Below are 25215 nucleotides of genomic sequence, written 5' to 3'. Positions count from 1 at the left end.
CGCCGGGCAGACACCGACGGCCCGGGCAGCAGCCCGGGCCGTCGGTCGAACGGGTCGGACTACGCCTCGAGACGCAGCTTCAGGGCGTCGAGCTCGTCGCGCATGGAGGTCGGCAGCTGGGCGCCGATCTTGTCGAACCACTCCTCGATGAGCGGGATCTCCTGCTTCCACTCCTCGACGTCGACGGTGAGCGCCTTCGTCAGCTCCTCGTCGGACATGTCGAGGCCCTGGGTGTCGAGCGCGCCCGGCGTCGGGACGCGGCCGATCGGGGTGTCGATCGCCTCGACCTTGCCCTCGATGCGGTCCAGCGCCCACTTCAGCACGCGGATGTTCTCGCCGAACCCGGGCCAGGTGAAGTTGCCCTCGGCGTCGCGGCGGAACCAGTTGACATAGAAGATCTTCGGCAGCTTGGTCGCGTCGGCGCCCTTGCCGGTGGCGATCCAGTGGGCGAAGTAGTCGCCGGCGTTGTAGCCGATGAACGGCAGCATCGCCATCGGGTCCCGGCGCACGATGCCGGTCTGGCCGACCGCGGCGGCCGTGGTCTCGGACGAGAGCGTCGCGCCCATGAAAACGCCGTGCTGCCAGTCGCGCGCCTCGGTCACCAGCGGAACGGTGTCGCGGCGGCGGCCACCGAAGAAGATCGCGTCCAGCGGCACGCCCTTCGGGTCGTCCCACTCGGGTGCGCGGGTGTCGCACTGCTCGATCGGCGTGCAGTAGCGCGAGTTCGGGTGGCTGGACAGGACGCCGTTCCGGCCGTCCTCGGGCGTCCAGTCGTTGCCCTTCCAGTCGGTCAGGTGCGCCGGCGGCTCACCCATCCCCTCCCACCAGATGTCGCCGTCGTCGGTCAGCGCGACGTTGGTGAACACCGAGTTGCCCTTGGCGATGGTGCGCATCGCGTTGGGGTTGGTGTGGAAGTCGGTGCCGGGGGCGACGCCGAAGAAGCCGTTCTCCGGGTTGACCGCGTAGAACCGGCCGTCCTCGCCGATGCGGATCCAGGCGATGTCGTCGCCGATCGTCTCGACCTTCCAGCCCGGCAGGGTCGGCTCGAGCATGGCCATGTTCGTCTTGCCGCACGCCGACGGGAACGCCGCGGCGATGTAGGAGACCTTGTTCTCGGGCGACGTGAGCTTGGCAATGAGCATGTGCTCGGCCAGCCAGCCCTCGTCGCGCGCCTTGGCCGAGGCGATTCGCAGTGAGTAGCACTTCTTGCCGAGCAGCGCGTTGCCGCCGTAGCCCGAGCCGTAGGACCAGATCAGGCGCTCCTCGGGGAAGTGCACGATGTACTTCGTGTCGTTGCAGGGCCAGGGCCGGTCCTGCTCGCCGGCCTCGAGCGGCGCGCCCAGCGAGTGCAGGCCGGGCACGAACGTCTGCTCCACGCCGTCCTTGGTGAACAGGTCGAGCGCCTTGGTGCCGAGGCGGGTCATCACGTGCATCGAGGCGATGACGTAGAGCGAGTCGGTGATCTCGGCGCCGAGCATCGGCTCGTCGGCGTCCAGCGGGCCCATGCAGTAGGGCAGGACGTACATGGTGCGACCGCGCATCGAGCCGCGGAAGCGCTCGGTCATGATCGCCTTCATGTCGTCGGGGTCCATCCAGTTGTTGGTGGCCCCGGCACCCGACGGATCCTTGCTGCAGATGAACGTGCGGTCCTCGACGCGCGCGACGTCCGTCGGGTCCGAGGCGCACCAGAACGAGTTCGGCTTGATGCTCTCGTTGAGCCGGACGAACGTGCCGTTGGCGACGAGCTGGTCGGTGATGCGGGTCCACTCCTCCGGGGAGCCGTCCACCCACTCGATGCGCTCGGGCTGGGTGAGCTCGGCGGTCTCGCGGACCCAGGCGAGCAGCCCGACGTGTGTGGTGGGGGCCTGGTCGAGCCCGGGAATCGTGGTTGCCGTCATCTGCAGGTGCTCCTCGCCGGTCAAACGGACGACACCGCGACAGCGCACAGCCATCGCGGGTCTCAATGGGATTGCCCCGGACTGTAACGACCGGTAACGCTTACACACCTACTCGAACGGCTGCGTTAATCCTCACATCCGGGCCGGGTTAGAAGCGCGTGAAAGCCCGCAAACACAAGGGATTCAGCGCCGGCCAGGACCCTTCGACCTGATCTTGACCGGTGGCGGTCAGGAGGCCTCGCTCACCGTCGACATGTTGAAGTCGGGGATCCGGAGCGCCGGCATGGCGGTGCGCCGGAAGTAGTCGCTCCACTCGCGCGACATCGTCGGGCCACTGCGCCCGATCTCGGTGGCCCGGGTGAGCAGGTCGATCGGCGACTCGTTGAAGCGGAAGTTGTTCACCGCGCCCTGCACCTCACCGTTCTCGACGAGGTACACGCCGTCGCGGGTCAGGCCGGTCAGCAGCAGGGTCTGCGGGTCGACCTCGCGGATGTACCAGAGGCAGGTGAGCAGCAGGCCGCGCTCGGTGCGGGCGATCATCTCCTCGAGCGTCGGCCCGGCGTCGGTTCCGGAGTCGAGGATCAGGTTGTCGATCAGGGGCCGCGCCGGCCGGCCGGTCCGCTCGGCCCAGGACCGGGTGCGGACGAGGTCGGTGATCGTGCCGTCGCCGATCCAGGTCGCGGCGGCGGCGGGCTGACCGTTGTCGAACACCGACTGCAACCCGGCCGACGACGCGCTGGCGATCTCGAACGGGGCGCACTGCAGGCCGGCGGCGGACGGGTCGGAGTGCAGCCGGAACGGGAGCGCGGACAGGCGCTCGCCGATGCGCGTGCTGCCCTCGGCCCCGGCGTAGACGTTGCGCCCCTCCTCGGCGTCGCGGGCCGAGGCCGTCCAGTAGGCGTAGATCATCAGGTCGGCGACCGCGGTCGGCGGCAGGATCGTCTCGTAGCGCCCGGCCGGAAGGTCGATCCGCTTCCTCGCCCATTCGAGCCGCTGCTCGAGCGACGCGGTCAAGGCGGCGACGTCGACGTCGGTGAAGTCGCGCGTGTGCAGGCCCGACCAGGCCGAGCGCGCGAGGTCGGCCGACTTGCCGTTGAGCTCGAGCCGGCCGTCGGGCTGGTCGAAGCGTCGACGCAGCCCGGTGGACGTGCCGAGGAAGTAGCTGGTCATCGAGTGCTCGGCGAAGCCGTAGAGCAGCCGGTCCGACGACGACCAGCGCGCGAACGCGGCCCCGAGTTCGGGAGCGAAGCGTTCGAAGACGGCCACGCTCGTCGCGGCTGGGTCGGCGTCCCAGTCGTCGTCGTTCGGGTACGGCTCGACGAGCGGTGCGGCGTCGTCGGCCGGATCGGCGTCGCGGCCGGCGTCCTCCGACGCGCGCACCAGGTCGTCGACCTCCTCGAGGCTCACCACCGAGCGGGTGACCACGCCGGCGCTCGTGCCGCCGGGGCGGGTGAAGGTCGAGATCACCGTGACCGAGCGGGACCGCATCTGCCCGTTCGTGGTCAGCGAGTTCGCGGCGAAGCGCAGGTTGGTCTCGGAGTGCTCGGCCGCGATGACGATGCAGCCGTCCGCGGACGATGCCGCCAGCGCTGCCTCGACCAACTCTCTCGGATCGCTCATCGCCCTCCCTCCGCCTTCGTGTTGAGAACGTTCACGTCGCGGAACAGCGCGGCCGGGCAGCCGTGCGACACCGCCGCGATCTGGCCCGGCTGGCCCTTGCCGCAGTTCAGCGCGCCGCCGAGCTCGAAGGTCTGCGGGCCGCCGACGGCCTCCATCGAGCCCCAGAAGTCCGTTGTCTTGGCCTGGTAGGCGACGTCGCGCAGCTGGCCCACCACCCGGCCGTTCTCGATGCGATGGAACTGCTGGCCGGTGAACTGGAAGTTGAAGCGCTGCATGTCGATCGACCACGACCGGTCGCCCTTGACGAGGATGCCGCGCTCGACCCGGGCGACGAGCTCGTCGAGGGAGGGGCCGTCTGGCGCCGGTTGCAACGACACGTTGGCCATGCGTTGCAGCGGGATGTGCCCGGCCGAGTCGGCGAAGGCGCAGCCGTTCGAGCGGCCCCCGGCCGCACCGAGCGCGTCGGCGTTGGCCTGGGCCATCTGCCGGTTGAGCTGGTAGCCGACCAGCACGCCGTCGCGGACGATGTCGAACTGCTGGCCGAGCACGCCCTCGTCGTCGTAGCCGATCGTGGCCAGACCATGCTCGACGGTACGGTCGCCGACCACGTTCATCACCGGACTGCCGTACTGCAGCGAGCCGAGCTGGTCGAGCGTTGCGAACGAGGTGCCGGCGTAGGCCGCCTCGTAGCCGAGGGCGCGGTCGAGTTCGGTGGCGTGCCCGATCGACTCGTGGATCGTCAGCCAGAGGTTCGACGGGTGGATCACGAGGTCGTAGCGACCCGCCTCGACGCTCGGCGCCTTGGCGTGCTCCATCAGCAGCCCGGGCAGCTCGGCGATCTCGGCGTCGAAGTCCCACCCGGTACCGGTGAGGTACTCCCAGCCGCGGGCGACCGGCGGTGCGAGCGTGCGCATGGAGGAGAACGCGCCGGCGCCCCGGTCGACGTTGACGGCGGTGAACTCGGCCTCGATGCGCACCCGCTGCTGCGTGGTCATGGTGCCGGCGGTGTCGGCGTAGAACTTGTTCTCGAGCACGTAGGTGACCGCGGCGTCGACGTGATCGACGCCGTCGGCGGCCATCAGGCGCTCGGAGAGCTCGACGAGGCGACCGACGCGGTCGGCGTCGGGCACGTCGAACGGGTTGATGTCGTAGGAGGACACCCAGACGACGTCGTCGTAGACCTGCTCGGGGGCCAGCACGACCGGCTGGCTGCTCAGCACCCGGGCGACCTGCGCGGTCGCGACGGCCTGCTCGGCGAGCTCGCGGGCCGATTCGGCGGTGCGGGCGATGCCGCTCGCGAAGCCCCAGGTGCCGTCGTGCACGACGCGCACGCACAGGCCGACGTCCTCGCTGTCGCTGGTGGAGTCGAGGCGGGCGTCACGCACGCGGATGCGGCCGGTGCGGATGCGTTCGAGGCGGAAGTCGGCGTGCTCGGCGCCGAGCTCGCGGGCCCGGTCGAGGGCGGCGGCGGCGAGGCCGCGGGCGGGCATCGCGAGGAACGACGAGTCGATGTCCGGCATGGGTCGAACCTACTCAGAAGGGACCGCGCCGCCGCGACTCCACCGACCGTGTCGCGCCGCCCGCGCCGGTGCGACACTGTCCGGCGTGCTCCGTCCGCCCGTTCGTGTCTGTTTCGTCTGCTCCGGCAACATCTGTCGTTCGCCCACGGCCGAGGTGGTGCTGGCGGCGGTCGCCGAGCACGCCGGGCTCGCGCACCTGGTCGAGGTCGACAGCGCCGGCACCGGCGGCTGGCACGAGGGCGAGGACATGGACCACCGGGCCCGCGCGGTGATGACCGACGCGGGCTACGGGGTGCCGCGACACCGGGCCAAGCAGTTCCAGGCCGCTGACTTCGCCGATCGCGACGTGGTCGTCGCCCTGGACTCGACGCACCACCTGGCCCTGGCCGAGTTGGCCGACGCCACCGACGATCCGGTGGCGGCGCGGGCCAAGATCGTGCGTCTGCGGCACTTCGACCCCGCTCTGGACGACGACCAGCCGGCCGACGTGCCCGACCCGTACTTCGGCGACGCCGACGGGTTCACCGAGGTGCTCGAGCAGGTGAGGCGCAGCTGCGACGTGCTGCTCGACGCGATCGAGGTGGCGGTCGCCTCCGGTGCGGGTGTCGCGGCGCCGGCGCGTCAGCAGGAGGCCAAGCCGCCCTTGTAGCCCTTCACGAAGGCCTGCACCCGGTCGAGGCCGGTGCTGCCGCGCTCGCCGTAGGAGCCGGCCATCAGCTGCTGGTTCAGCAGCGCCGAGACCGCCTCGTCCAGGTCGGCCGGGGAGAGCAGCAGGTCCTTCGCCTTCGGCGTGCCGTAGTTCGGGTCGACGGCGAGGTTGACGTCCTTCGCGTAGGCGCCGGTGTAGCAGATCGCCGAGAGCAACGCCGCCTTGTCGTCCAGTTCGCGACCGAAGAACTGGTGCCGGACGGCCATGCCCCAGCCGATCGCGAACAGCACCCCGAGCGAGAAGTCGGCCGGCTGGTTGAACAGCAGCGAAACGTTGCCGGTGGACTTGTCGACCGCGACGCCGGGCAGGCTGTTGTAGGCCTTGGCCGCGAACGCCGTGCTGAAGTAGACCGTGTTGTCGTCGGGGCAGTAGCCGAGCAACGCGCTGGTGTTGGTGCCGCACTTGGGGTGCTCGGCGACGGCGATCCTGACCGGGGTGAGCGTCTTGCCGATCTCGCCGGCCGCGCCCGTCCAGAACCGGTTGAGGTCCTTGACCACGAAGCCGTTCGGGTCGGTGGACTGGGCCAGGCTGGCGTTGCCGCCGGCGTTGTAGTCCGATTCGCTCTCGAACGGCCGCTCGGTGAACGTCCGGTCGAAGTAGTTTTTCGAGTAGCAGTAGGTGGCGCCCTTGTCGATGCCGTCGGCGAGGGCTGACAGGCGGTCGAAGCCGTTGCCGTGCGAGATCTCGTTGATGGTGCCCGGCGTCGAGTCGCGGCCGTCGAGGTAGCCCTCGAGCGCGTCGTCGATGGTCTGGGCGGTCACGTCGCGGAAGTGCGGGTTCTCCCGTTTGAGCGCCGAGGCGGCCCACGCGCCGGCGGCGCAGTCGGCCTGCGACTCGGTGAAGATCGTCTCGGGCTGCGGCCGCTGGTCGAAGACGCCGAGGCGGTAGCTGATCGCGTGCCCGAACTCGTGGGCGAAGACGAGCGCCACCATCAACTCGCCGTAGTGCTTGGCCAGCTGGGCGAACAGGTGGGTGTCGGCGCGATCCCAGGAGATCGAGTCGTCGAGCAGGCAGAACGCCCCGTTGTCGACGATGAACGAGGCGCTGCGGCTGATGCAGGCGTTCCGGGCGGCCGGGCCGGTGACGCTGTCGGTCTCGGCGACCTTCAGGCCGTCGACCGAGTACAGCCCGCCCTTGAGCGGCGGCAGCGGCTTGCCGCCGGACACCTTGGGGTAGTTGATCTTCCAGAACGCCTCGATGTCGCTCAGCGAGTTCTGCACCGACTGGTCGAACGAGCTGGTCGAGTCGCCGCCGATGACGTCGAGGTTGGCGTTCTTGGAGTTGACGATCGTTGCGTCGCCGTTGACCGTGCTGGCGCAGGCGCTGAGCGCGAGGGCCGCCACCGTCGCGATCGCCGCTGCCCGGACCCATCGACGGAACCGCGTGTGCACGAGCGCACTCCCCCTCGATCGTTTCGGCGCAGTGTATTCGCGTCCGGCGTGCTCCCGGCGGGTCGCGGCCGGATTTGCGACACTGGCGGGATGGGACGGCATTCGGCACCGGACGAGGAGGGCGGGCAGGAGCAGCGCGTCGTCGCGGTGCTCGACGTCGCCACGCTGCTCGGCCGTCATTCGCCCGGACGCCCCGCGCCGAAGCCGCGCCGCGCCGCCGAGCCGGACGACGGTTCCGAGGCGCTGCCGGTCGTCGCGATGCTGGCGCCAGCGCGGGCCGAGCCCGAGACCGAGGCCGATCAGGTCGGGCTGGCGCTGATCGAGGACGCCCTGGCCGTCCTCCCGGTCGAGGAGGCGCCGAGCGTCGAGGAGGCGCACACGACGCGGATCGCGCCGATCGTCGAGCCCGAGCCGTCGGTGCCCGAGGCGCCGACCACGCAGTTCCCGCCCGTCGAGGAGTCGGTCGCCGCCGAACCCGTCGCCGAGGAACCGGTTGCCGCCGAGCCGTCAGTCGCAGCGCAACCCTCGACGCCGCTCACCACCGGCGCGCGGGCCGCGTCCTCCGACCTCGCCCTGCTCCGGGCGCACGGCGACGTGCGAGCCCGCTGCCTCGCGGCCGTGCTCGTGCCGTTCGTGCTCTACGTGGTCGTGCTCGTGCTGATCGGCTCGCTCGCGTTGACCACGTTCCTGATCTGGATCTGGCTCCCCCTGATCAGCGCCGGCATTCTCATCGGCCTGTTCCTGGACTCGGCCCACAAGCGGTACGCGCTGCCGCCGGGCGACGCGGTCAGCGGATCTGCAGACCGTCCCTGACCGCCCCGTACGCGTCGAGGTAGCCGACGATCGCGCGGTGCGCGGCCTCGTCGTCGCGACGCTGCTCGGCGGTGAGGGTGACGGACGCGAGCGCCCGGGGCAGATCGACCAGGCGCAGCGCCGGCGAGTCCTGCATCCAGGTCGGGATGGCCTGCGCGGTGATGCGGAAGTGGTGCGGCGAGGTCTCGGTGAACGTCACCCGCGGCATGATCCCCTGGCGTCCGACCGCGATGGGATCGGCGTGCCGCGAGATCTGGTTGCCCATGCAGTAGAAGACCCACTTGCCGTAGATCTTCTCGGCCGGCTGTACGACGTGGGCGTGGTCGCCCAGGATCAGGTCGACGTACGGCGACGCCAGCAGCCGGCGGGCCTCGTCGCGCTGCTGGGCCGTGGCGAGGTGTTCGTACTCGGTGCCCCAGTGCATCGACACGACGACGATGTCGGCGCCGTCGTGTTTCAGCGCCTTCGCCGCGGCGAGGATCGTCGGCACGTCGATGAGGTTCGCGATCCACGGCCGGCCGGCCGGCACCGGGATGCCGTTGAAGCCGAAGGCGTAGGCGAGCTGGCCGACCCGAAGACCGTTGGGCAGCGTGACGACGAGCGGGTGCTCGGCCTCGGCCGCGCTGCGCGCGCTCCCGGTGTGCCGCAGGCCCGCGGCGTCGAGCTCGTCGAGGGTGCGGCGCAGCCCGTCGTAGCCCTGGTCGAGCGAGTGGTTCGACGCCGTGGTGCAGGTCTTGTAGCCGACGCCCCTCAGGGCGGTGAGCACCTGGGGTGGGGCACTGAAGGTCGGCCAGCCCGAGAAGGGTCCCTGCGGCGGGGCGAGCGGCGTCTCCATCTCGCAGGTGGCGAGATCGGCGCTGCGGACGTCGGGCGCGATGCTCGCGTACATCGGCCCGAAGTCGTAGCCGGTCCTCCCCTCGGCGCTCGCGTCGGCGTGCGCCTGCTCCCACAGCGGCGGGTGGATGAGCACGTCTCCCGAGCCGAGGACGGTCACGCTGCGGGGCTTCGACGCCGCACCGGACGTGGCCCGCCTCGCGGCGGCGGTCGCCGATCGCGCCGGGGAGATGGTCGTCGACCGGGCGGGAGTCGCCCGCGACGTTCCGGGCGCCGGCGAGGTATGCGGGTCCGACTGCCTCGTGCACCCGGCGGCGAGCAGGGCGAGCAGAGCCGTCGCAGTGGCCACCGTCCGTCCGCGCACGCCCGCACGGTAATACGCATGTGCCCGCGCCGCCGCGAACCTGGGCCGCAGACGGGGCGGTGTCGGCGCGCCAACGGGTCGGGGCGAGGATCCGGTGGGTCGGTCGGGGGCCCGCGGTGAGAAGGTGCGGGGGGTCAGCGGGCGCCGAACGCTCCGTGGTCGTAGGCCGTCTCGGCATGGACGGCCATGTCGAGCCCGGCCAGCTCGTCCTCGGGTGTGGCGCGCAGGCCGAGCACCTTGTGCACGCCGAGCGCGATGACGCCGGTCATCACGAACGCCCACGCCGCCGCGACCACGACACCGAGCGCCTGGACGCCGAGCAGGTGCAGCCCGCCGCCGTCGATGAGCCCGCGGCCGACCGGGTTGACCGTCCGCGTGGCGAGGACGCCGACGGCGAGCGTGCCGACCACCCCGCAGACGCCGTGCACGCCGACGACGTCGAGCGAGTCGTCGTAGCCGTGCCGGAACTTCAGCCGGACCGCGTACAGCCCGGCGGCGCCGGCGAGCAGGCCGATGACGATCGCGCCCAGGCTGTTGACGTAGCCGGCGGCCGGGGTGATGGCGACCAGGCCGGCGACCGCGCCCGAGGCCGCGCCGAGGGTCGTCGCGTGGCCGGTCGCCCGCTTCTCCAGCGCCATCCAGCCGATGAGCCCGCCACAGCCGGCGAGGTGCGTGCCGATCAGCGCCTGGGCGGCGAGGTGGCCGGAGGCGAGGGCCGAGCCCGCGTTGAAACCGAACCAGCCGAACCAGAGGATGCCGGCGCCGAGCAGCGTGAGCGGCAGCGAGTGCGGGGCCATCGGCTCGCCCGGCCAGCCGCGGCGCTTGCCGAGCACCAGCACGAGAGCGAGGGCCGAGGCGCCGGCGTCGATCTCGACGACCGTGCCGCCGGCGAAGTCGAGCAAACCCTGGTGGAAGAGCCAGCCGTGCGGCGAGAACGCCCAGTGTGCGAGCGGCACGTAGACCACGAGGACCCAGACCACCGAGAACACGAGGAACGGTCCGAAGCGCATGCGGTCGGCCCCGGCGCCGGTGAGCAGGGCGGTGGTGATCACCGCGAACATCATCTGGAACCCGGCGTACGCGGTCGGCGGGACGGTCAGGTGGATGCCGGGCAGCGCCTCGTTGGCGTGGCCCAGGCCGACCAGGTGCAGGTTGCCGATGAGCCCGCCGCCGGCGTCGCCGCTGAACGCGAGGGAGAAGCCGACGAGCGCCCACACCACGCTGACGACCGCGATGATGGCGAAGTTCTGGGCCAGCATCGACAGCACGTGCTTGCTGCGGACCATGCCGCCGTAGAACAGGGCGAGCCCGGGCGTCATGAAGAGCACGAGCGCGGTGCTGATCAGCACCCAGGCGGTGTCGCCGGAGTCGATGGGCATCGTCGGGGTCAGCCGCGGTGAGCCGCGAGCTCGGCCTTGCGGGGCGGGTTCGCGCCGGCCCGCGAGCAGGTGATCGCCGCGACGAGGGCCGCGTGGTCGAGCACCGCATCGAGGGTGGCGGTGTCGAGACCGCCGAGCCGGGCGGCGTCGAGCAGGTCGCGCTCGGCGAGCGCGTCGAGCAGGCCGGTGGTGAACGCGTCGCCCGCGCCCACGGTGTCGGCGATGGTGACCGGGTGGACGGGTCGAGCGGTCTGCGCCCCGGCCGTGTACGCGCTCGACCCCTCGCCGCCGCGGGTGACGACGACCAGCGCGGGGCCGACGGCGAGCCAGCCGCGCGCGACGTCGTCGATGTCGGCCCCGGGATAGAGGTACGCGACGTCCTCCTCGCTGGCCTTGACGAGGTGCGCGAGCGGCAACGCCTGCTCGATGCGGTCGCGGGCAGCGGCGGCATCGGACTGCAGGTGCGGTCGGACATTCGGGTCGTAGCTGATGAGCGCGTGCTCGCGCAGGGCGGCGACCCGGTGCTCGATGGCGAGCGAGCCGGGCAGGGTCCACGAGGCGAGCGAGCCGAAGTGCAGCGCGGCGATGTCGTCGGGCACGAGCGCCAGCTCGGCCTCGGTCCAGCGGAAGTCGGCCGTGCCGTCGACCCCGAAGCGGTACTGCGCGATGCCGTCCTGCAACTCGACGAGCGCGACCGTCGACGGCTCGTGCGCGTCGACGGCGAGGCTCAGGTCGACGCCGGAGCGCTCGGCGTGGTGGCGCAGGATGATGCCGAGCGGGTCGTGCGAGAGACGGCCGACGAACGCCGTCGGGCGTTCGAGGCGGGCCAGGCCGATGGCCACGTTGTAGGGGCTGCCGCCGGGGCGGGCCAGGCGCGGGTCGTCGTCCCCCGTCTCCACGACGTCGAGCAGAGCTTCGCCGAGCACGGCGATGGTGCCGGGACGCAACGCTGCCACGGACGCTGAGGCTACCCGCCGCTAGTCTGCGGCGGTGACCGAATCCCCTGCGGAGATGCTGAACGCCGCCCTCGAGACCCTGATCCCCGTCGCGCACCGCATGGGCGTGCGCTTCGTCGAGCTCCGGCCCGGCTTCGTCAAGGCCGAGGTCCCCGCCGAGGGCAACGGCAACCACTTCGGCGTCATCTACGCCGGCGTCACGTTCACGCTCGCCGAGGTGCTCGGCGGCGCCATCCACTTCGCGACCTTCGACGTCTCGACGCACTACCCGCTCGTGCGCAGCGTGACCATCGACTTCCTCGCCCCGGGCAAGGGCAAGCTCACCGCCACCGCGTCCATGGCGGACGACGAGATCGCCCGCATCAAGGCCCTCGCCACGCCCGATGCGAAGGTGCCGTTCGTCTTCGAGGCCGAGGTCACCGGCGAGGACGGGACGGTAGTCGCCCGAACCAAGGGCGACTACCAGCTGCGCCCCTTCGGCCGCTGAGCCCGCGGGGAAGCTGGGTTGGCGTGTCGTCATGCACCTGCTCGCCTGGATCATCACGTCGTTCGTGATCATCGTGATCCCGGGGCCGAGCGTGCTCTTCACCATCGGCCGGGCCCTGACCATCGGACGCCGCGGCGCGGTCATCAGCGCGGCCGGCAACTCGCTCGGCGTCTACCTGCAGATCGTGGCGGTGGCCCTGGGCGTCGGCACGCTGGTGCAGCGCTCGTCGCAGGTCTACACCGTCATCAAGTTCGCCGGCGCGCTCTACCTCGTGTATCTCGGAGTGCAGGCGTTCCGGCACCGGCGGGCGCTGAGCGACGCCCTCACCGGGTCGGTGCCGGTCGCGCGCGGGCGGCGTCAGTTCCTCGACGGCGTGCTGGTCGGCCTGGCCAATCCGAAGACCATCGTGTTCTTCACCGTCGCCACGCCGCAGTTCGTCGACCGCGCCGCCGGGCACGTGCCCGAGCAGCTGCTGCTCCTCGGCCTCGTCTTCCCCGCCATCGCGCTCGTCACCGACAGCGCCTGGGCCGTCCTCGCCGGCACGGCCCGCAGCTGGCTGGCCGGCTCGCCGCGACGCACGGCGGCGATCGGCGGGGCCGGTGGGCTCGCGATCGTCGGACTCGGCGTCACTGTCGCCGTCACCGGCTCGCGGAGCTGACCGTCAGCGCAGGTGCTTGAGCGCGGACGCGGCCGCGTTGCTGCCGCACATGCCGTGCACGCCCGCGCCGGGCGGGGTCGCGGCCGAGCAGAGGTACACGCCCGGGATGCCGGTGCGGTACGGGTCGAGCGCGATCCGCGGCCGCAGCAGGAGCTGGATCGGGTCGTTGGCGCCGGTGGAGATGTCGCCCCCGGCGAAGTTCGCGTTCTCGCGCTCGATGTCGGCCGGGGTGCGGACGTACTGCCCGACTATGCGCTCGCGGGTGCCGGGCGCGAAGCGTTCGAGCTGGGCCAGGATCGCCTCGGTCGCGTCGCCCGGATAGCCGTGCGGCACGTGGGCGTAGGCCCACACGGGGTGGACGTCGCCGGCCGAGCGGGTCGGATCGGCGACGTACTGCTGGGCGACGAGCACGAACGGCCGCGCGGGCATCCGGCCGCGACCGACGTCCTTCTCGGCCGCGGCGATCTGCTCGTAGGTGCCGCCGACGTGGACGGTGCCGGCCCGGTGGCAGGCCTCGTTCGTCCAGGGGAGGCCTCCCTCGACCGCGAGGTCGAGCTTGAACGCGGCCGGCCCGCGCCGGTAGCGGGTGTAGGCCCGGCGCACCCGTCGCGGCATCCGATCGCCGGCCAGCCGGGCGGCCGCGGCCGGGCTGATGTCGAGCATCGTCACGTCGGCGTCGCCGAGCTCGGCCAGGGAGGTGATCTCGCGGCCGGTCTCGATACGACCGCCGTGGCCGCGCAGCTCGGCGGCCAGCGCGTCGGAGATGGCCCGTGATCCGCCCCGCGCGACCGGCCAGCCGAAGCGGTGCGCCGAGGCGCCCAGCGCGATGCCGACCGAGGCGCTGGTCGGGCTGGACAGCGGGCGGAAGGCGTGCGCGGCCATGCCGGCGAACAGCGCCCGGGCCTCGTCGGTGCGCCACTGCCGCACGACGACCGACGCCGGCAGCAGCGCGGCGAGACCGAAGCGGGCCAGCCGCAGCGGGTGCCGCGGCACGTGCACGATCGGGCGGAGGAAGTCCTCGGCCAGGCCGTCGAAGCCGGCCGCGATCGGTTCGAAGAAGCGGCGCCAGGCCGGGCCGTCGGCGCCGAGACCGGCCACCGTGGTGTCGAGGTCGCGCGTCAGCACCGCCGCCCGCCCGCCGTCGAGCGGGTGGGCGAGATCGATCTCGGGCCAGCACCATTCGAGACCGTGCCGGGCGAGGTCGAGGGTCTGCAGGAACGGGGAGCCGACCGCCAGCGGATGCACCGCCGAGCAGTGGTCGTGCAGCAGGCCGGGCCGGGTCAGCTCGCTGGTGCGGGTGCCGCCGCCGATCTCGTCGGCGGCCTCGTAGACGGTGACGTCGAGGCCGGCCCGGGCGAGCTCGACCGCGGCGGCGAGACCGTTCGGGCCGGAGCCGACGACGACCGCTCGGGTCACGTGGGCCGCGCCTGCTGCGATCGCGGGGACGGGCGGGGCCGCGGTCGCGGCCGCGGGGACTCGTCCAGGGCCAGGATGTCGGCGAAGGCGTTCGGGGTGCTGAAGCCGAGCTCGCCGCTCGCGCTGAACGTGACCTCGACCGGGATCGTCACGTCGTCGGCACCCAGCCAGGGTTGCCGCTCGATCATGTCGTCGACCTGCACGAGGCCCTCCTCCAGCAGCCCATCGGCGGCGTCGAGGATCTGGTAGCGCTGCTCGGGTTGGTGGATGGGCTGCGACTCCAGGGTAATCACCCGCAGCTGTCCCGGGGCGAAGTGGCAGAGCTCCTGCACCGCGGCCAGCAGCTGGGCGTTGTGCAGGTGCCCCTCGCCGAAGTTCCAGCCGAGCGCGACACCGGCGACGAGCTCGCCCTCGCGCGGCGTGTACCCGGTGAGGTCGTCGACGGCGCGGGTCATCAGGCCGCCGAGCGCGCGCCCGTGCGAATGCATGGCCCGGAACGCCAATCCCTTGTACAGCAGCAGTTCCGCGGTCTCCGCGTCATAGAGCTTCGTCAGCTGCTTGACGACGACGGGCGCGGGCTTGACCAGCGAGCGGTCCAGGATCTCCTCGGCGCCGTCGTTGCGGAACAGCCACACGCTCGTCGCCCAGTTGCCGGCGTAGTAGCGCATGGACGGCAGGAACGACACCGCCTCGGGCTTGAGGTTGCCGAGCGCCGGCAGCCCGACCAGCAGGCCGAGCAGCAGCAGGCCGAGCACCGGGGAGGCGAACGAGCCGGGCCCGACGGCGGCGTAGTGCCCGAACAGGTAGAGCGTCGAGAAGATGAAGAAGAGGTTCCACTCGAGCGGGACGCCGAGCGGGAAGGTCGAGGTGATGTGCACGTGGAACAGCACCATGACCGTCACGGCGACGGTGCTGACGAGGCCACCGCGCGAGAGCAGCAGCACCAGCGGGACGGTGTACTCGACGACGGTGCCCCCGTGCGCGGCCATCCGGGCCAGCGACCCGGGCCGCAGGTCGGTCGGGTAGTCGCGCCAGAGCCGCCGCTTCACCCACTTCGACCGCTGCCACGGCGTGTTGCTGATCATCACCGAGACGACGAACGGGAAGTGCTTGTTCAGCTTCGACGTCGCCGCGCCCCACCACATGGCGATCATGACCAGCTTGAGCGCGAAGATCATGTTCTCCGGCGGGAACAGGAAGATCAGCAGCATCACGGCGTAGTGCTCGGGCCGGGCGGCGAGGGACGGCGCCTTGTCGCGCAGGCCGAGCGCGACAAGGCAGACGAGCAGCCCGGCGATGCCGGCTGCGGGCAGGGTGGCGAATCCGGCCGACGAGCCGGAGAACAGCAGGCCGACCCCGACGACCAGGACGGCGAGGTAGAGCGCCACGTCGACCGGCGTGCGCCGCGTGCCGGCGGTCGGCGGGATCCGGCCCGGCCACGGCGGCAGCCGCATCGTGCCCGGCCGGAGCCAGTAGAGGAACCCGCCGACCGGCGGGAGGAACCGGAACGTCAGCGGCATCGAGCCGCAGCCGAGGCCGAGGATCTCCCAGAGCAGCGTCCACACCACGAACTTCTGGTAGGCGATCGGTGTCGTCCACCACCTATCGACGTCGGTGATGCCGCCGACGTCGGAGGTCGCGGCGACGACGAGGATCGCACCGCCGACAAAGACAAGCAGCTTGACCAGGTACAGCAGATAGATGGCCTCGGGCGTGCCGAACCCGTTGAGCGCCCAGTCGCGGGCCAGGGGTTCGATGCGACGGTGGTGGGGCTGCGCGCGCCACTCGTCGAGGTCGAAGTCCGGCATCCGCGGCGAGATGAAGCCCATGCCCAGCCTCCGTAGGCCCGTCCGTCGGGGTCGGACGGGCATCGAATGCCGAAGCTACCCTCGAGTAGCCGGGGGCGCGCGCAGAGCGTCCGCTTCGGGTGGAAGGTCCGGTCAAGCCGGCCGGGTGCGGGTGTTGCGGAGCGGGCGGCTCAGTCGGTCGTCCCGGTCAGGATGGGGCGCAGCGCGTCGAGCACCGCCGGATCCTCGATCGTCGACGGCACGACCTCGTCGCGACCGTCGGCGATGCCCCGCATCGTCTTGCGCAGGATCTTGCCCGAGCGGGTCTTGGGCAGCCCCGGCACGACGTCGACGTCGCGGAAGGCCGCCACCGGCCCGATCTCGCGACGGATCGAGTCCACCAGCTCGCGCTTGAGCTGCGCCTCGTCGATGTCGACGCCGGCCTTGAGGACGACGAGCCCGCGGGCCAGCTGGCCCTTGAGCTTGTCGTGCACGCCGATCACGGCGCACTCGGCGACCGCGGGATGGGCGGCGAGCACGGCCTCCATCTCGCCGGTCGAGAGCCGGTGACCGGCCACGTTGATGACATCGTCGGTGCGGCCCATGACGTAGAGGTAGCCGTCGGCGTCGCGGTAGCCGCCGTCGCCGGTGAGGTAGTAGTCGGGGTAGGTCGACAGGTACTCGGTGATGTAGCGCTGGTCGTCGCCCCAGAGGGTCGGCAGCGAGCCGGGCGGCAGCGGCAGCTTGATCGCGATCGCGCCCTGCTCGCCGCGCGGCACCTCGGCGCCGTCGGGGTCGAGGATCTGCACGTCCCACCCCGGCACCGGCATCGTGGCCGAGCCCGGCTTCACCGGCATCGGTTCGAGCCCGCGCAGGTTGGCCGCGATCGGCCAGCCCGTCTCGGTCTGCCACCAGTGGTCGATGACCGGCACGCCGAGCTTCTCGCCGGCCCAGTTGAGCGTCTCCGGGTCGAGCCGCTCGCCGGCCATGAACAGTGTGCGGAAGGCGCTGAGGTCGTACTTCGCGATCTCGGCGCCGTCGGGGTCGACCCGCTTGATCGCCCGCAGGGCCGTCGGCGCGGTGAAGAGCGCGGTCACCGCGTGGTCGGCGATGACCCGCCAGAACGCTCCCGCGTCGGGGGTGCCGACCGGTTTGCCCTCGTACATCACGGTGGTGGCGCCGATGATCAGCGGCGCGTAGACGATGTAGCTGTGCCCGACGACCCAGCCGACGTCCGAGGCGGTCCACCAGACGTCGCCCGGGCTGACGTCGTAGACGTTGCGCATCGACCAGGCCAGCGCGACGGCGTGGCCTCCGGCGTCGCGGACGACGCCCTTCGGCCGGCCGGTCGTGCCCGACGTGTAGAGGATGTAGAGCGGGTCGGTGGCGGCCACCGGCACCGGGTCGGCCGGCGCGGCATCGGCGACGAGCTCGGTCCACTCGACGTAGCGCTCGCCCAGCGCGGCCGGCGCCTTCTCCCGCTGCAGCATGACGACGTGGTCGGGCTGGTGGGCCGTCCGTCCGAGGGCCTCGTCGATGATCGGCTGGTACTCGACGACCCGGGTCGGCTCGATGCCGCACGACGCCGCCACGACGACCTTGGGCGTCGCGTCGTCGATGCGGGCGGCGAGTTCGCGCGGCGCGAAGCCGCCGAACACGACGGAATGGACGGCGCCGAGGCGGGCGCAGGCCAGCATCGCGACCACGGCCTCGGGCACCATCGGCATATAGACGAGCACGCGATCGCCGCGGCCCACTCCCAGCGAGGCGAGGCCGCCGGCGAAGGTGGCCACCTCGTCGCGCAGCTCGCGGTAGCTGAGCGTGCGGGTCGAGTCGGTGACGGCCGAATCCCAGATCAGCGCGGGCTGATCGGCCCGGCCGTCGTCGACGTGACGGTCAAGCGCGTTGACCGACGTGTTCAGCTCCCCGTCAGGGAACCAGCGGTAGAGCGGTGGGTTCGAGGCGTCGAGCGCGCGCGTCGGCGGGGTCGTCCACTGGACGGCCGCGGCGGCATCGAGCCAGAACTGCTCGCGCGACTCGATGCTCGCCCGGAAGGTGTCGCTGTACCGGCCCACGTCGCGACCTCAGTCGACCGCGGCGACGAACATCCGCGAGCCGGGAGGGGCGATCTTCTGGTAGTCGCCGGCCGTCGCCTTGCCCTCGTCCGAACCGAGCGCGGCCTGCAGGGCGGACTGGTCGGTGAACCAGAGCTCGGCGATGCGGTGGTAGGTGCTCTCGCCCCCGTCGGCGGCGGCGACGATCCGCGCGCCCTCCCAGTGTTCGAGGCCGGGGATGGTGTCGACGAGCGGTCCGTGCACCGCCAGGTAGTGCTTGTCGAACGCGTCGGCGTCGTCGGGCTGGGTGTACAGGACTACGAGTTTGACGGTCATGTCTCGAACGTATCGGAGATCGGCGGTTTCGCACCCCCTCCGATCGGACGATGTCCCCGGCCGGCGTGGCACGCTCGCACCATGACCGACCCGCACGATCTCGCCCGCTTCGTCGACGCTCAGGAGAGCGTCTTCGCGCGGGTGCTCGCCGAACTCGAACGGGGCCGCAAGGACAGCCACTGGATGTGGTTCGTCTTCCCTCAGCTCTCCGGGCTCGGCCGCAGCGCGACCGCCCAGCGCTACGGGATCGCCTCGCTCGACGAGGGCCGGGCCTACCTGGCCCACCCGGTGCTCGGGCCGCGGCTGATCGAGTGCACGCGGATCGTCGCCGGCACGTCCGGCCGCAGCGCCGAGCAGATCTTCGGCGGCATCGACGCGATGAAGCTGCGGTCGTCGATGACGCTGTTCGCCCGCGCCGCGCCCGACGAGCCGCTGTTCGCGACGGTCCTGGACCGCTTCTTCGACGGGGCGGCCGATCCCGAGACCGACCGGCTGCTGGGCCGACCGTGACCGAGGTGCTCGAACTCGACGGGTCGTCGCTGACCGTCGGCGACATCGCGCGGGTCGCGGCCGGGGGCGTGCCCGTGCGGGTCACCTCGATGGCGCGGGCGCTCGCGGCCCGGGCCCACGCCGACCAGACCGCGGCGCGACGTCCGGTCTACGGCCGCTCGACCGGCGTCGGCGGCAACCGGCTGATCCCGCTCGAGGACCCGACGCCGGCCGAGCCCGGCGATCCGGCCCTGGCGCTGCTGCGCAGCCACGCGTCGTCGCTCGGGCCGCTGCGCTCGCCCGAGCGGGTGCGGGCCACGCTCGTCGTCCGGCTCAACCAGCTCGCCGCCGGCGGCAGCGGGGTGGACCCGTCCGTCATCGACGGGCTGGCCACGATGCTGCGGGCCGATGCCCTGCCACCGATCCGCGAGCTCGGCGGGGTCGGCACCGGCGATCTCGCCGCGCTCGCGACGACGGCGCTGGGGCTGCTGGGCGAGGTGCCGACCTCGCAGCCGATGCCCGGCCCGGTGCGCTTCGGCATCGGTGATGCGCTGCCCCTGCTCTCGAGCAACGCGGCGACGATCGCCGACGCCGCGCTGGCGAGCACCGCGCTGCGCGACCTCGCGGTGCAGGCCCTGACCGTCGCCGCCGCCACGTTCACCGGGGCGAGGGGCAACCCCGAGGCGTTCAGCCCGGTGGTCGAGCAGGTGACCCCGTTCCGTGGCGCGCAGGAGGTCTGCCGGCGGATGCGCGCGCTCATCGACACCGGGGCCGACGGCGCCCGCATCCAGGATCCGTTCGCCCTGCGGGCGCTGCCCCAGGTGCACGGCCCGCTGCTCGACTCCATCGACATCCTCGACACCGTCGTCGAGAAGCTGGTCAGCGCACCGAGCGAGAACCCGGTGTTCCTGCCCGAGGAGGAGGTCGCGCACCACGGCGGCTTCCACGTCGCGTACCTCGCCCAGGCGCTGGACTCCCTGCGCCTCGCGCTGGTGAAGGCGGCGCAGCTGTCACTCGCCCGGCTGTCGATGCTGTGCGACCCGGCCATGACCGGGCTGCCGGCGTTCCTCGGGGACGGCCGTCCCGGCGCCTCCGGGGTGATGACGGTGGAGTACGTGGTGGCCTCGGCGCTGTCGTCGCTCCGCGCGCTGGCCACCCCGGCGGCCCTGCAGACCGTGACGCTCTCGCACGGCGTCGAGGAGGACGCCAGCTTCGCCTCGCTCGCCGCCCGCCAGGCGCTCGACGCCGTGCCGATGTTCCGCAGCGTGCTGGCCGGGGAGATGGTCGCGGCGGTGCGGTGCCTGCGCGCGCGCAACCTGGCCCCCCCGCCGCTGGCCGACTGGCTGGCCGGGTGCGACGGCCTGGAGACCTCCCTCACCGACCGCGACCTCACCGCCGACCTGCTGCACGCCGAGCGCCTGCTCACCGCCGATCAGAGCGAGGCGGCCAGGGCGTCCAGGGTCTCGCGGCTCGAGTAGCGCGGGGCCCAGCCGAGGCGGGTCTTCGCCCGCGTCGTGTCCATGACGGTCGAGGTGCGGGTGGCGTGCAACCACTCGGCGGCCGAGGGCACCATCGGCAGGCGGGCGAGCAGGGCCGAGGTCGCCACCGCCGCGGCCCGCGGCACCCGGATCGAGCGCGTGCCCGTGGCGTGGGCGATGTCGCCGAACGACACCGTGCCGTCGCCCCCGAGGTTGTAGGCGCCCGGCTCCCCCGCCCCGGTGGCGGCGAGCGCGATCGCCGCTGCGACGTCGTCGTGGTGCACGAGCTGCACCGGCACGCCCGGGTCGGGCATCAACGGCAGAACGCCCTCGATCAGCCCGACCACCCCGCGCAGCGCGGCCGGCAGCTTCTCGCCCAACTGCCGCCACGGCATGGTCTCGGCCAGCATGGGGGCCTTCGGACCGGCCACGATGCTCGGACGCAGCACGTAGACCTCGAGTCCCGAACCGTCCGTCACGGTACGGAGTACGTCTTCGCACTCGGCCTTCTGCTCGCTGTAGTAGTGCTCCTTCGAACCGCGGGTCGGCGTGTCCTCGGTGAGCGGCACCGGGTTGTCGGCGTGGTAGCCGTAGGCCGCGACCGAGGAGGTGTAGACGAGCCGGCGGGGGCGGGCGGCGGCGACCGCGGCCTGGAAGACGTTGCGGGTGCCGGCGAGGTTGATGCGCCGGCTCTCCTCACGCGTCCCCATGATCAGGTAGGCCAGGTGTACGACGACGTCGGCGTCGGCGACCAGGGCGGCCACGGCGTCCCGGTCGAGGATGTCGCCCTGGCGGTACTCGGTCCTGCTCCACCCGTGGGCCGCCGGGTCGAACGGCCGTCGCGCCATGCCGAGCACCCGCTCGACCTCGGGCGCGCGTTCGAGCGCGGCGACGGCCGACTGGCCGATCTCGCCGGTCGGTCCGGTGACGGCGACGGTCAGTGGCATGTCGACCGCCGGCTCCACCAGTGGCGCCGTCGGCTCGGCGGGACGACCGGTGCGACGGGGACGGGGCGGGCGGCGGCCGCGGCGGCGCGGGTCGCGCGCCACCGCCCGATCGCGTCGTCGACGTCGACGGTGCGCACCCGCAACGGGGGCCCGACCTGGGGCATCGCGTGGGCCCGGACGATGCGGGCGTTGAGGTCTTCGACGATCGCCCGCGCGCGCACCTCGGAGCGTTCGCGCGCCAGCCGCGCCGGCAGGTCCTCGACCTCCTTGGCCAGGGCGAGCCCGGGGGGCAGCAGGCCGGCGACGTCGACCTCCTCGCGGCGCAGGTAGTTCGCCACCCAGGCGAGCTCGGACTGCGGCTTGTCGATGTCGGGGATCGGGCGGCCGGCGCCGGGCAGGTTCTCGAACGCGCCGTCGGCCTGGGCCGTGCGGATCTGGTGCTCGATCCAGGTCTCCACCGGTAGCTGTGGGGGACGTCTGGGCGTCATCGGAACCTCCTCGCCGGTCCCGTCCGATCCTAGCGAGCGATCATGATCCGGTGGCCCAGTGCGCGGGCCGGTCGAGCCCGGCCGGGAGCAGGGTGCGCTCGTCGCCCACGGCGGCGACGAGCTGCGGCTGGGTCATGAACAGCGCGCCGGTCAGGTCGGCGCCGCGCAGGTCGGTCGCCCGCAGGTCGGCCCCGATGAGATCGGCGAGACGCAGGTCGGCCCCGCGCAGGTCGGCGCCGATGAGCAACGCCCCGCGCAGGTCGCAGCCGCGCAGGTCGGCGCCGCGCAGCCGGGCCCCGACGAGATCGGCCCGCCGCCGATCGGGCCCGCGGCCCAGGCCGGCCCGGGCCAGCTCGCTCGCCCGCTGCAGCAGTGGGTCGACCTCGGCCCGGATCGCGTCGACATCGACCGCGACGAGCTCGTCCGGCGCCGCGCGCGTCCGGTCGTCGACGAGGTCGTGCAGCCGCTCGAGATCGGCCCGCAGCGACTCGGCCGCGGGCAGCGCGGCGGCGGCCTGGAGGTACCAGAGCAGTTCGTGCAGCGGCCGGGCGACCGCGAAGACGTCGAACATCTGCCGGGCCAGAGCGGCCGATTCGCGCCAGCTGCGGCCGCTGAACGTCAGCTGGGTGACGCGCTGGCCCGCGCCGAAGCAGTCGTAGACGGTGCACCCCGGGAAGCCCTCCGGCCGCAGCCGGTCGTGGATGCCGCACCGCGAGTCCGCCCGCAGGTGGCGGCACGGGCTGCCGGCCGGTTTGTCGATCGCGAAGTCGGCCGAGCGGCCGAAGGGCAGGGCCACGCAGCACAACCCGCTGCAGCGGGCGCAGTCACCGCGCAGGTCGGTCTCTCCGGGCACGGCCCGAGCCTCGCACGGTGCATCTGCACTGTCGCGCGGGGTTCGCAGCAACCGCGCGGCAGGGGACGTTTCGCTGCCCACACCAGGGGTGATCGATTCTGTGCGGGCCACCGGGGCGCGCCTAGCGTTGACGGTGGAGGGTCGCAGGGACCCGACGACATCCGCAGCCCCGGCCGCCGGATCCAAGGAGCGCATCATGTCGGTCTTCGCCGAGGCAGTCGCCCACCCCTTCCTCGTCCGCGCGCTCGACCGTTGCGACCGCTGCGGCGCCGAGGCCTACGTCCGCGTCGTCCTCACCGCCTCGAGCCTGCCGTTGCTGTTCTGCTCGCACCACTACGCCGAGAACACCGCTGAGCTGGCCCGGGTCGCCGTCGTCACCCACGACGAGCGGGCCCTCGTGCTCTCCGGCTGGTCGTCGAAGTCCGACGCCGTCTGAGACGTCGCACCGCGGGGACCTTCAGCACTGGCCGTCGGACCCCGACCCGTCCACGCTTCCACTGAAGGCGACGGGGGCCTGGAATGGAGGCACTGTGCAGGCGGTCCCGATCGACGGTGGGCTACGTGAACTCGCCCGACTCTGTGCCACCACCGAGGATCGCGGTCTGCTGCTGACCGATGCCACCCCGCTCCTCGCCCGGATCGGCGGCGAGCGCTCGCTGCTCCTCGTGCTCATCACCGCGTCGGGTCCGACCGTCGCGCTACGCACCGGGGCACCGCTGCCCGAGGCCGAGTTGCCGACCGGCCTCCTCGAGCTCCCTCTCGGGCCGGCCGGCGCGCTCGAGCTGCCGCCGGCGTGGGTCGCGGCCGGCATCGTCCGGGCCCGCGGCCGCCGGCTGCCCGGCGGCGATCTCGTCGCGGTGGTGGCCGCCACCGACGAGACCGACGACGACCTGGACGAGGCGATCGAGCTGCTCGGCGGCGCCCTCGCCCGGCTCGACGCCGAGCACCGGCTGACCGACCTCATCGCCCGCGTCGACAACGCCCAGCAGCTCGCCGACATGGGCGACTACGACTGGCACATCGCCACCGACACCAACACCTGGTCGGATCAGCTCTACCGGATCTACGGCTACGAGCCGCAGGAGTTCAACGCCGGCTACGACCGCTTCCTGTCCCACATCCACCCGGACGACCGCGAGCGGATCATGCAGATCCACCAGCAGGCGTACGCCACGGGCGAGCCCTACCAGATGATCGAGCGCATCGTGCGACCCGACGGCGAGGTGCGCTACCTCGCCTCCAACGGGCAGGTGCTGCGGGACGAGCAGGGCACGCCGATACGCATGCGTGGGACCTGCATCGACGTGACCGAGCGGGTGCGCGCCGAGGAGGCGCACGAGGCCCAGGCGGTCACGCTGCGCGAGGCGCAGGTGCGTCGGCGGCAGGCGCTCGAGGTGAACGACAACGTCGTGCAGGGCCTCAGCGCTGCCGTGTACTCGATGCGCGGTGGTGACCTCGCCGCCGCAGCCGACTACCTCGACCGCACGCTCGCGTCGGCGCGCCGCTTGATGAACGACTGGCTGACCCCGCTCGACGGCTCGGAGACCGCCCCGGGTGATCTTGTCCGGGAGCGGCCCTCGACCATCGCCGCGGCGCCCCCGCCGGCCGCCGACGGCGACGCCGCGGCCGCGCCCGCGGCCCGCGTCCTCGTCGTCGACGACAACGACGACGTGCGGCACCTGCTGCGCGCCCAGATCGCGGCCGACGGTCGGTACGAGGTCGTGGGCGATGCGGCCGACGGCGAGCAGGCCGTGGACTCCGCGCAGCAGCTGCAGCCCGACATCGTGATCCTCGACCTCGCGATGCCGCGGATGGACGGGTTGCAGGCCCTGCCGCTCATCCGCGCCGCGGTACCCGGCGTGCGCGTCATCGTGCTCTCCGGCTTCGACCAGTCGATCATGGCTCGCCGGGCGCTCGCCGCCGGTGCCGCCCGCTACGTCGAGAAGGGCCTGCGGATGGACCTCGCCACCGTGATCGGCGAGGTGCTGGCCGAGGAGACGGTCGACGCCTGACGGGTCACCGGGTGAGGTGGTCCTCAGGCGGCGAGGCGCTCGCCGAGGGAGCGGCCCTCGGCCCGGGCCGCGTCCTCGGCCCGCTGCCGGATCTCCTTCGCGAGGTCCTGGAACTGGTCGAGGGCGGGGTTCACGCCGACGAGGGTGAACTCGCTCTCGACGACCCGCAGGTCGAGCTGCCACACGTCCTCCAGGATGCGGCGCATCCAGCCGGTGGCGTGGTCCCAACCCTCGCGCGGCGTGCCGGCGGCGTAGCTGCCGCCGCGCACGGTGACGAGCACGGCCGGCTTGCCCGCCGTCACCGGCTGCGCGCCCGCCGCCATGCGCGGATCGGTGATGACGAGGTCGGCCCAGGTCTTGAAGTGCTGCGAGACACCGAAGTTGTAGAGCGGGACGGCGAAGAGCAGGGCATCGGCGTCGACGAGCTGGTCGACCGCCTCGGCGGCGAGCGCGACGGCCTCACGCTGCTCGGGCGAGCGATCGGCCTCGGGTGTCATCGAGGCGCCGACGGCCGTCGCCCAGGCGGCCGCGGGGACTGGCTCGGTGCCGACGTGGCGGCGAACGACCGGGGAGCCGGGGTGGGCAGCGCGCCACTCCTGCTCGACGATGTCGGCGATCTCGCGGCTGTGCGAGCCGTCGACACGGATGCTGGCGTCCAGGCGGAACAGGGACATGGGTCCTCCAGGTTGAACTACACGCATTACCCGTGTAACACGTTTCGAACTA

General features: G+C 72.4%; 23 protein-coding genes. 8 read left to right on the top strand and 15 right to left on the bottom strand.

Features of this window, described 5'->3' with window-relative positions:
* Positions 1 to 59: 59 nt before the first annotated feature.
* The 3 genes from VGN18_RS19600 to VGN18_RS19590 all read right to left on the bottom strand — a co-directional run bounded on the left by VGN18_RS19600 (position 60) and on the right by VGN18_RS19590 (position 5038).
* Positions 60 to 1898 (bottom strand): phosphoenolpyruvate carboxykinase (GTP), encoded by a 1839-nt coding sequence (locus VGN18_RS19600; protein ID WP_327541414.1) that lies wholly within the window; start codon positions 1896 to 1898, stop codon positions 60 to 62.
* A gap of 228 nt (positions 1899 to 2126) precedes the next feature.
* Positions 2127 to 3518: a metallopeptidase TldD-related protein gene (locus tag VGN18_RS19595; RefSeq protein WP_327541413.1), complete on the bottom strand. Its 1392-nt coding sequence runs from the start codon at positions 3516 to 3518 to the stop codon at positions 2127 to 2129.
* Positions 3515 to 5038 (bottom strand): TldD/PmbA family protein, encoded by a 1524-nt coding sequence (locus VGN18_RS19590; protein ID WP_327541412.1) that lies wholly within the window; start codon positions 5036 to 5038, stop codon positions 3515 to 3517. Before VGN18_RS19590 ends, VGN18_RS19595 begins: the two co-directional genes overlap by 4 nt.
* 85 nt (positions 5039 to 5123) lie before the next feature.
* Here VGN18_RS19590 and VGN18_RS19585 point away from each other — a divergent pair, with 85 nt between their 5' ends.
* A complete protein-coding gene (locus tag VGN18_RS19585) occupies positions 5124 to 5687 on the top strand; it encodes a low molecular weight protein-tyrosine-phosphatase (protein WP_327541411.1) in 564 nt (187 codons plus the stop codon).
* On the opposite strand, the gene VGN18_RS19580 is transcribed toward VGN18_RS19585, so the two are convergent.
* Positions 5660 to 7138, bottom strand: coding sequence for a hypothetical protein (locus VGN18_RS19580; protein ID WP_327541410.1), 1479 nt, complete (start codon positions 7136 to 7138; stop codon positions 5660 to 5662). The two genes, VGN18_RS19585 and VGN18_RS19580, sit on opposite strands and share 28 nt — an antisense overlap.
* Positions 7139 to 7228: 90 nt before the next feature.
* Between VGN18_RS19580 and VGN18_RS19575 the strand changes: the two genes are divergently transcribed.
* Complete coding sequence (locus VGN18_RS19575; RefSeq protein WP_327541409.1) at positions 7229 to 7951, top strand: hypothetical protein; 723 nt, start codon at positions 7229 to 7231, stop codon at positions 7949 to 7951.
* Here VGN18_RS19575 and VGN18_RS19570 read toward each other — a convergent pair.
* From VGN18_RS19570 to VGN18_RS19560, 3 genes are all read right to left on the bottom strand, one after another.
* Entirely contained in the window at positions 7926 to 9149 is a 1224-nt protein-coding gene (locus VGN18_RS19570) for a CapA family protein (RefSeq protein WP_327541408.1), read from the bottom strand. The genes VGN18_RS19575 and VGN18_RS19570 overlap by 26 nt on opposite strands.
* A gap of 134 nt (positions 9150 to 9283) precedes the next feature.
* Entirely contained in the window at positions 9284 to 10528 is a 1245-nt protein-coding gene (locus VGN18_RS19565) for an ammonium transporter (RefSeq protein WP_327541407.1), read from the bottom strand.
* 8 nt (positions 10529 to 10536) lie between these two features.
* Positions 10537 to 11484: a carbohydrate kinase gene (locus VGN18_RS19560; RefSeq protein ID WP_327541406.1), complete on the bottom strand. Its 948-nt coding sequence runs from the start codon at positions 11482 to 11484 to the stop codon at positions 10537 to 10539.
* A 34-nt stretch (positions 11485 to 11518) separates the two neighbouring features.
* Between VGN18_RS19560 and VGN18_RS19555 the strand changes: the two genes are divergently transcribed.
* Both VGN18_RS19555 and VGN18_RS19550 read left to right on the top strand, forming a co-directional pair.
* Positions 11519 to 11971, top strand: a complete 453-nt coding sequence (locus VGN18_RS19555) for a YiiD C-terminal domain-containing protein (RefSeq protein ID WP_327541405.1) — start codon at positions 11519 to 11521, stop codon at positions 11969 to 11971.
* Positions 11972 to 12002: 31 nt separating this feature from the next.
* The gene (locus tag VGN18_RS19550) at positions 12003 to 12629 is read left to right on the top strand and encodes a LysE family translocator (RefSeq protein ID WP_327541404.1); all 627 of its coding nucleotides are present in this window, start codon (positions 12003 to 12005) and stop codon (positions 12627 to 12629) included.
* 3 nt (positions 12630 to 12632) lie between these two features.
* Here VGN18_RS19550 and VGN18_RS19545 read toward each other — a convergent pair whose 3' ends face one another.
* The 4 genes from VGN18_RS19545 to VGN18_RS19530 form a co-directional block, all read right to left on the bottom strand.
* On the bottom strand, positions 12633 to 14045 hold the full coding sequence (locus VGN18_RS19545; protein WP_327541403.1) for an NAD(P)/FAD-dependent oxidoreductase: 1413 nt from the start codon (positions 14043 to 14045) through the stop codon (positions 12633 to 12635).
* The gene (locus tag VGN18_RS19540; RefSeq protein WP_327541402.1) at positions 14042 to 15874 is read right to left on the bottom strand and encodes a DUF3556 domain-containing protein; all 1833 of its coding nucleotides are present in this window, start codon (positions 15872 to 15874) and stop codon (positions 14042 to 14044) included. Before VGN18_RS19540 ends, VGN18_RS19545 begins: the two co-directional genes overlap by 4 nt.
* A 149-nt stretch (positions 15875 to 16023) precedes the next feature.
* Positions 16024 to 17907 (bottom strand): propionyl-CoA synthetase, encoded by a 1884-nt coding sequence (locus VGN18_RS19535; protein ID WP_327541401.1) that lies wholly within the window; start codon positions 17905 to 17907, stop codon positions 16024 to 16026.
* Between the two features lie 9 nt (positions 17908 to 17916).
* Positions 17917 to 18222 carry an EthD family reductase gene (locus VGN18_RS19530; RefSeq protein WP_327541400.1) on the bottom strand — a complete coding sequence of 102 codons (306 nt, stop codon included), beginning with the start codon at positions 18220 to 18222 and terminating at the stop codon, positions 17917 to 17919.
* Positions 18223 to 18303: 81 nt separating this feature from the next.
* Here VGN18_RS19530 and VGN18_RS19525 point away from each other — a divergent pair, with 81 nt between their 5' ends.
* Positions 18304 to 18732, top strand: coding sequence for a DUF1810 domain-containing protein (locus VGN18_RS19525; RefSeq protein ID WP_327541399.1), 429 nt, complete (start codon positions 18304 to 18306; stop codon positions 18730 to 18732).
* Positions 18729 to 20189 (top strand): aromatic amino acid lyase, encoded by a 1461-nt coding sequence (locus tag VGN18_RS19520; RefSeq protein WP_327541398.1) that lies wholly within the window; start codon positions 18729 to 18731, stop codon positions 20187 to 20189. The genes VGN18_RS19525 and VGN18_RS19520 overlap by 4 nt, the downstream gene beginning before the upstream one ends.
* Here the strand turns inward: VGN18_RS19520 and VGN18_RS19515 are convergent.
* The 3 genes from VGN18_RS19515 to VGN18_RS19505 are packed head-to-tail and all read right to left on the bottom strand — an operon-like array spanning position 20144 to position 22477.
* On the bottom strand, positions 20144 to 21136 hold the full coding sequence (locus tag VGN18_RS19515; protein ID WP_327541397.1) for an NAD-dependent epimerase/dehydratase family protein: 993 nt from the start codon (positions 21134 to 21136) through the stop codon (positions 20144 to 20146). The genes VGN18_RS19520 and VGN18_RS19515 overlap by 46 nt on opposite strands.
* Complete coding sequence (locus VGN18_RS19510; protein WP_327541396.1) at positions 21127 to 21624, bottom strand: DUF1992 domain-containing protein; 498 nt, start codon at positions 21622 to 21624, stop codon at positions 21127 to 21129. The genes VGN18_RS19515 and VGN18_RS19510 overlap by 10 nt, the downstream gene beginning before the upstream one ends.
* Positions 21625 to 21664: 40 nt before the next feature.
* On the bottom strand, positions 21665 to 22477 hold the full coding sequence (locus VGN18_RS19505; RefSeq protein ID WP_327541395.1) for a pentapeptide repeat-containing protein: 813 nt from the start codon (positions 22475 to 22477) through the stop codon (positions 21665 to 21667).
* Positions 22478 to 22673: 196 nt separating this feature from the next.
* Between VGN18_RS19505 and VGN18_RS19500 the strand changes: the two genes are divergently transcribed.
* Positions 22674 to 22913, top strand: coding sequence for a DUF7455 domain-containing protein (locus VGN18_RS19500; protein WP_327541394.1), 240 nt, complete (start codon positions 22674 to 22676; stop codon positions 22911 to 22913).
* Between the two features lie 94 nt (positions 22914 to 23007).
* The gene (locus VGN18_RS19495; protein ID WP_327541393.1) at positions 23008 to 24489 is read left to right on the top strand and encodes a PAS domain-containing protein; all 1482 of its coding nucleotides are present in this window, start codon (positions 23008 to 23010) and stop codon (positions 24487 to 24489) included.
* A gap of 23 nt (positions 24490 to 24512) precedes the next feature.
* Here VGN18_RS19495 and VGN18_RS19490 read toward each other — a convergent pair whose 3' ends face one another.
* Complete coding sequence (locus VGN18_RS19490) at positions 24513 to 25163, bottom strand: FMN-dependent NADH-azoreductase (protein WP_327541392.1); 651 nt, start codon at positions 25161 to 25163, stop codon at positions 24513 to 24515.
* Between the last annotated feature and the right edge of the window lie 52 nt (positions 25164 to 25215).

It is taken from the genome of Jatrophihabitans sp. (assembly GCF_036000465.1).
Lineage (GTDB): Bacteria > Actinomycetota > Actinomycetes > Mycobacteriales > Jatrophihabitantaceae > Jatrophihabitans.
The sequence above is the reverse complement of the archived record's forward strand: the minus strand, read 5'-3'. Positions and strand labels throughout refer to the sequence as shown.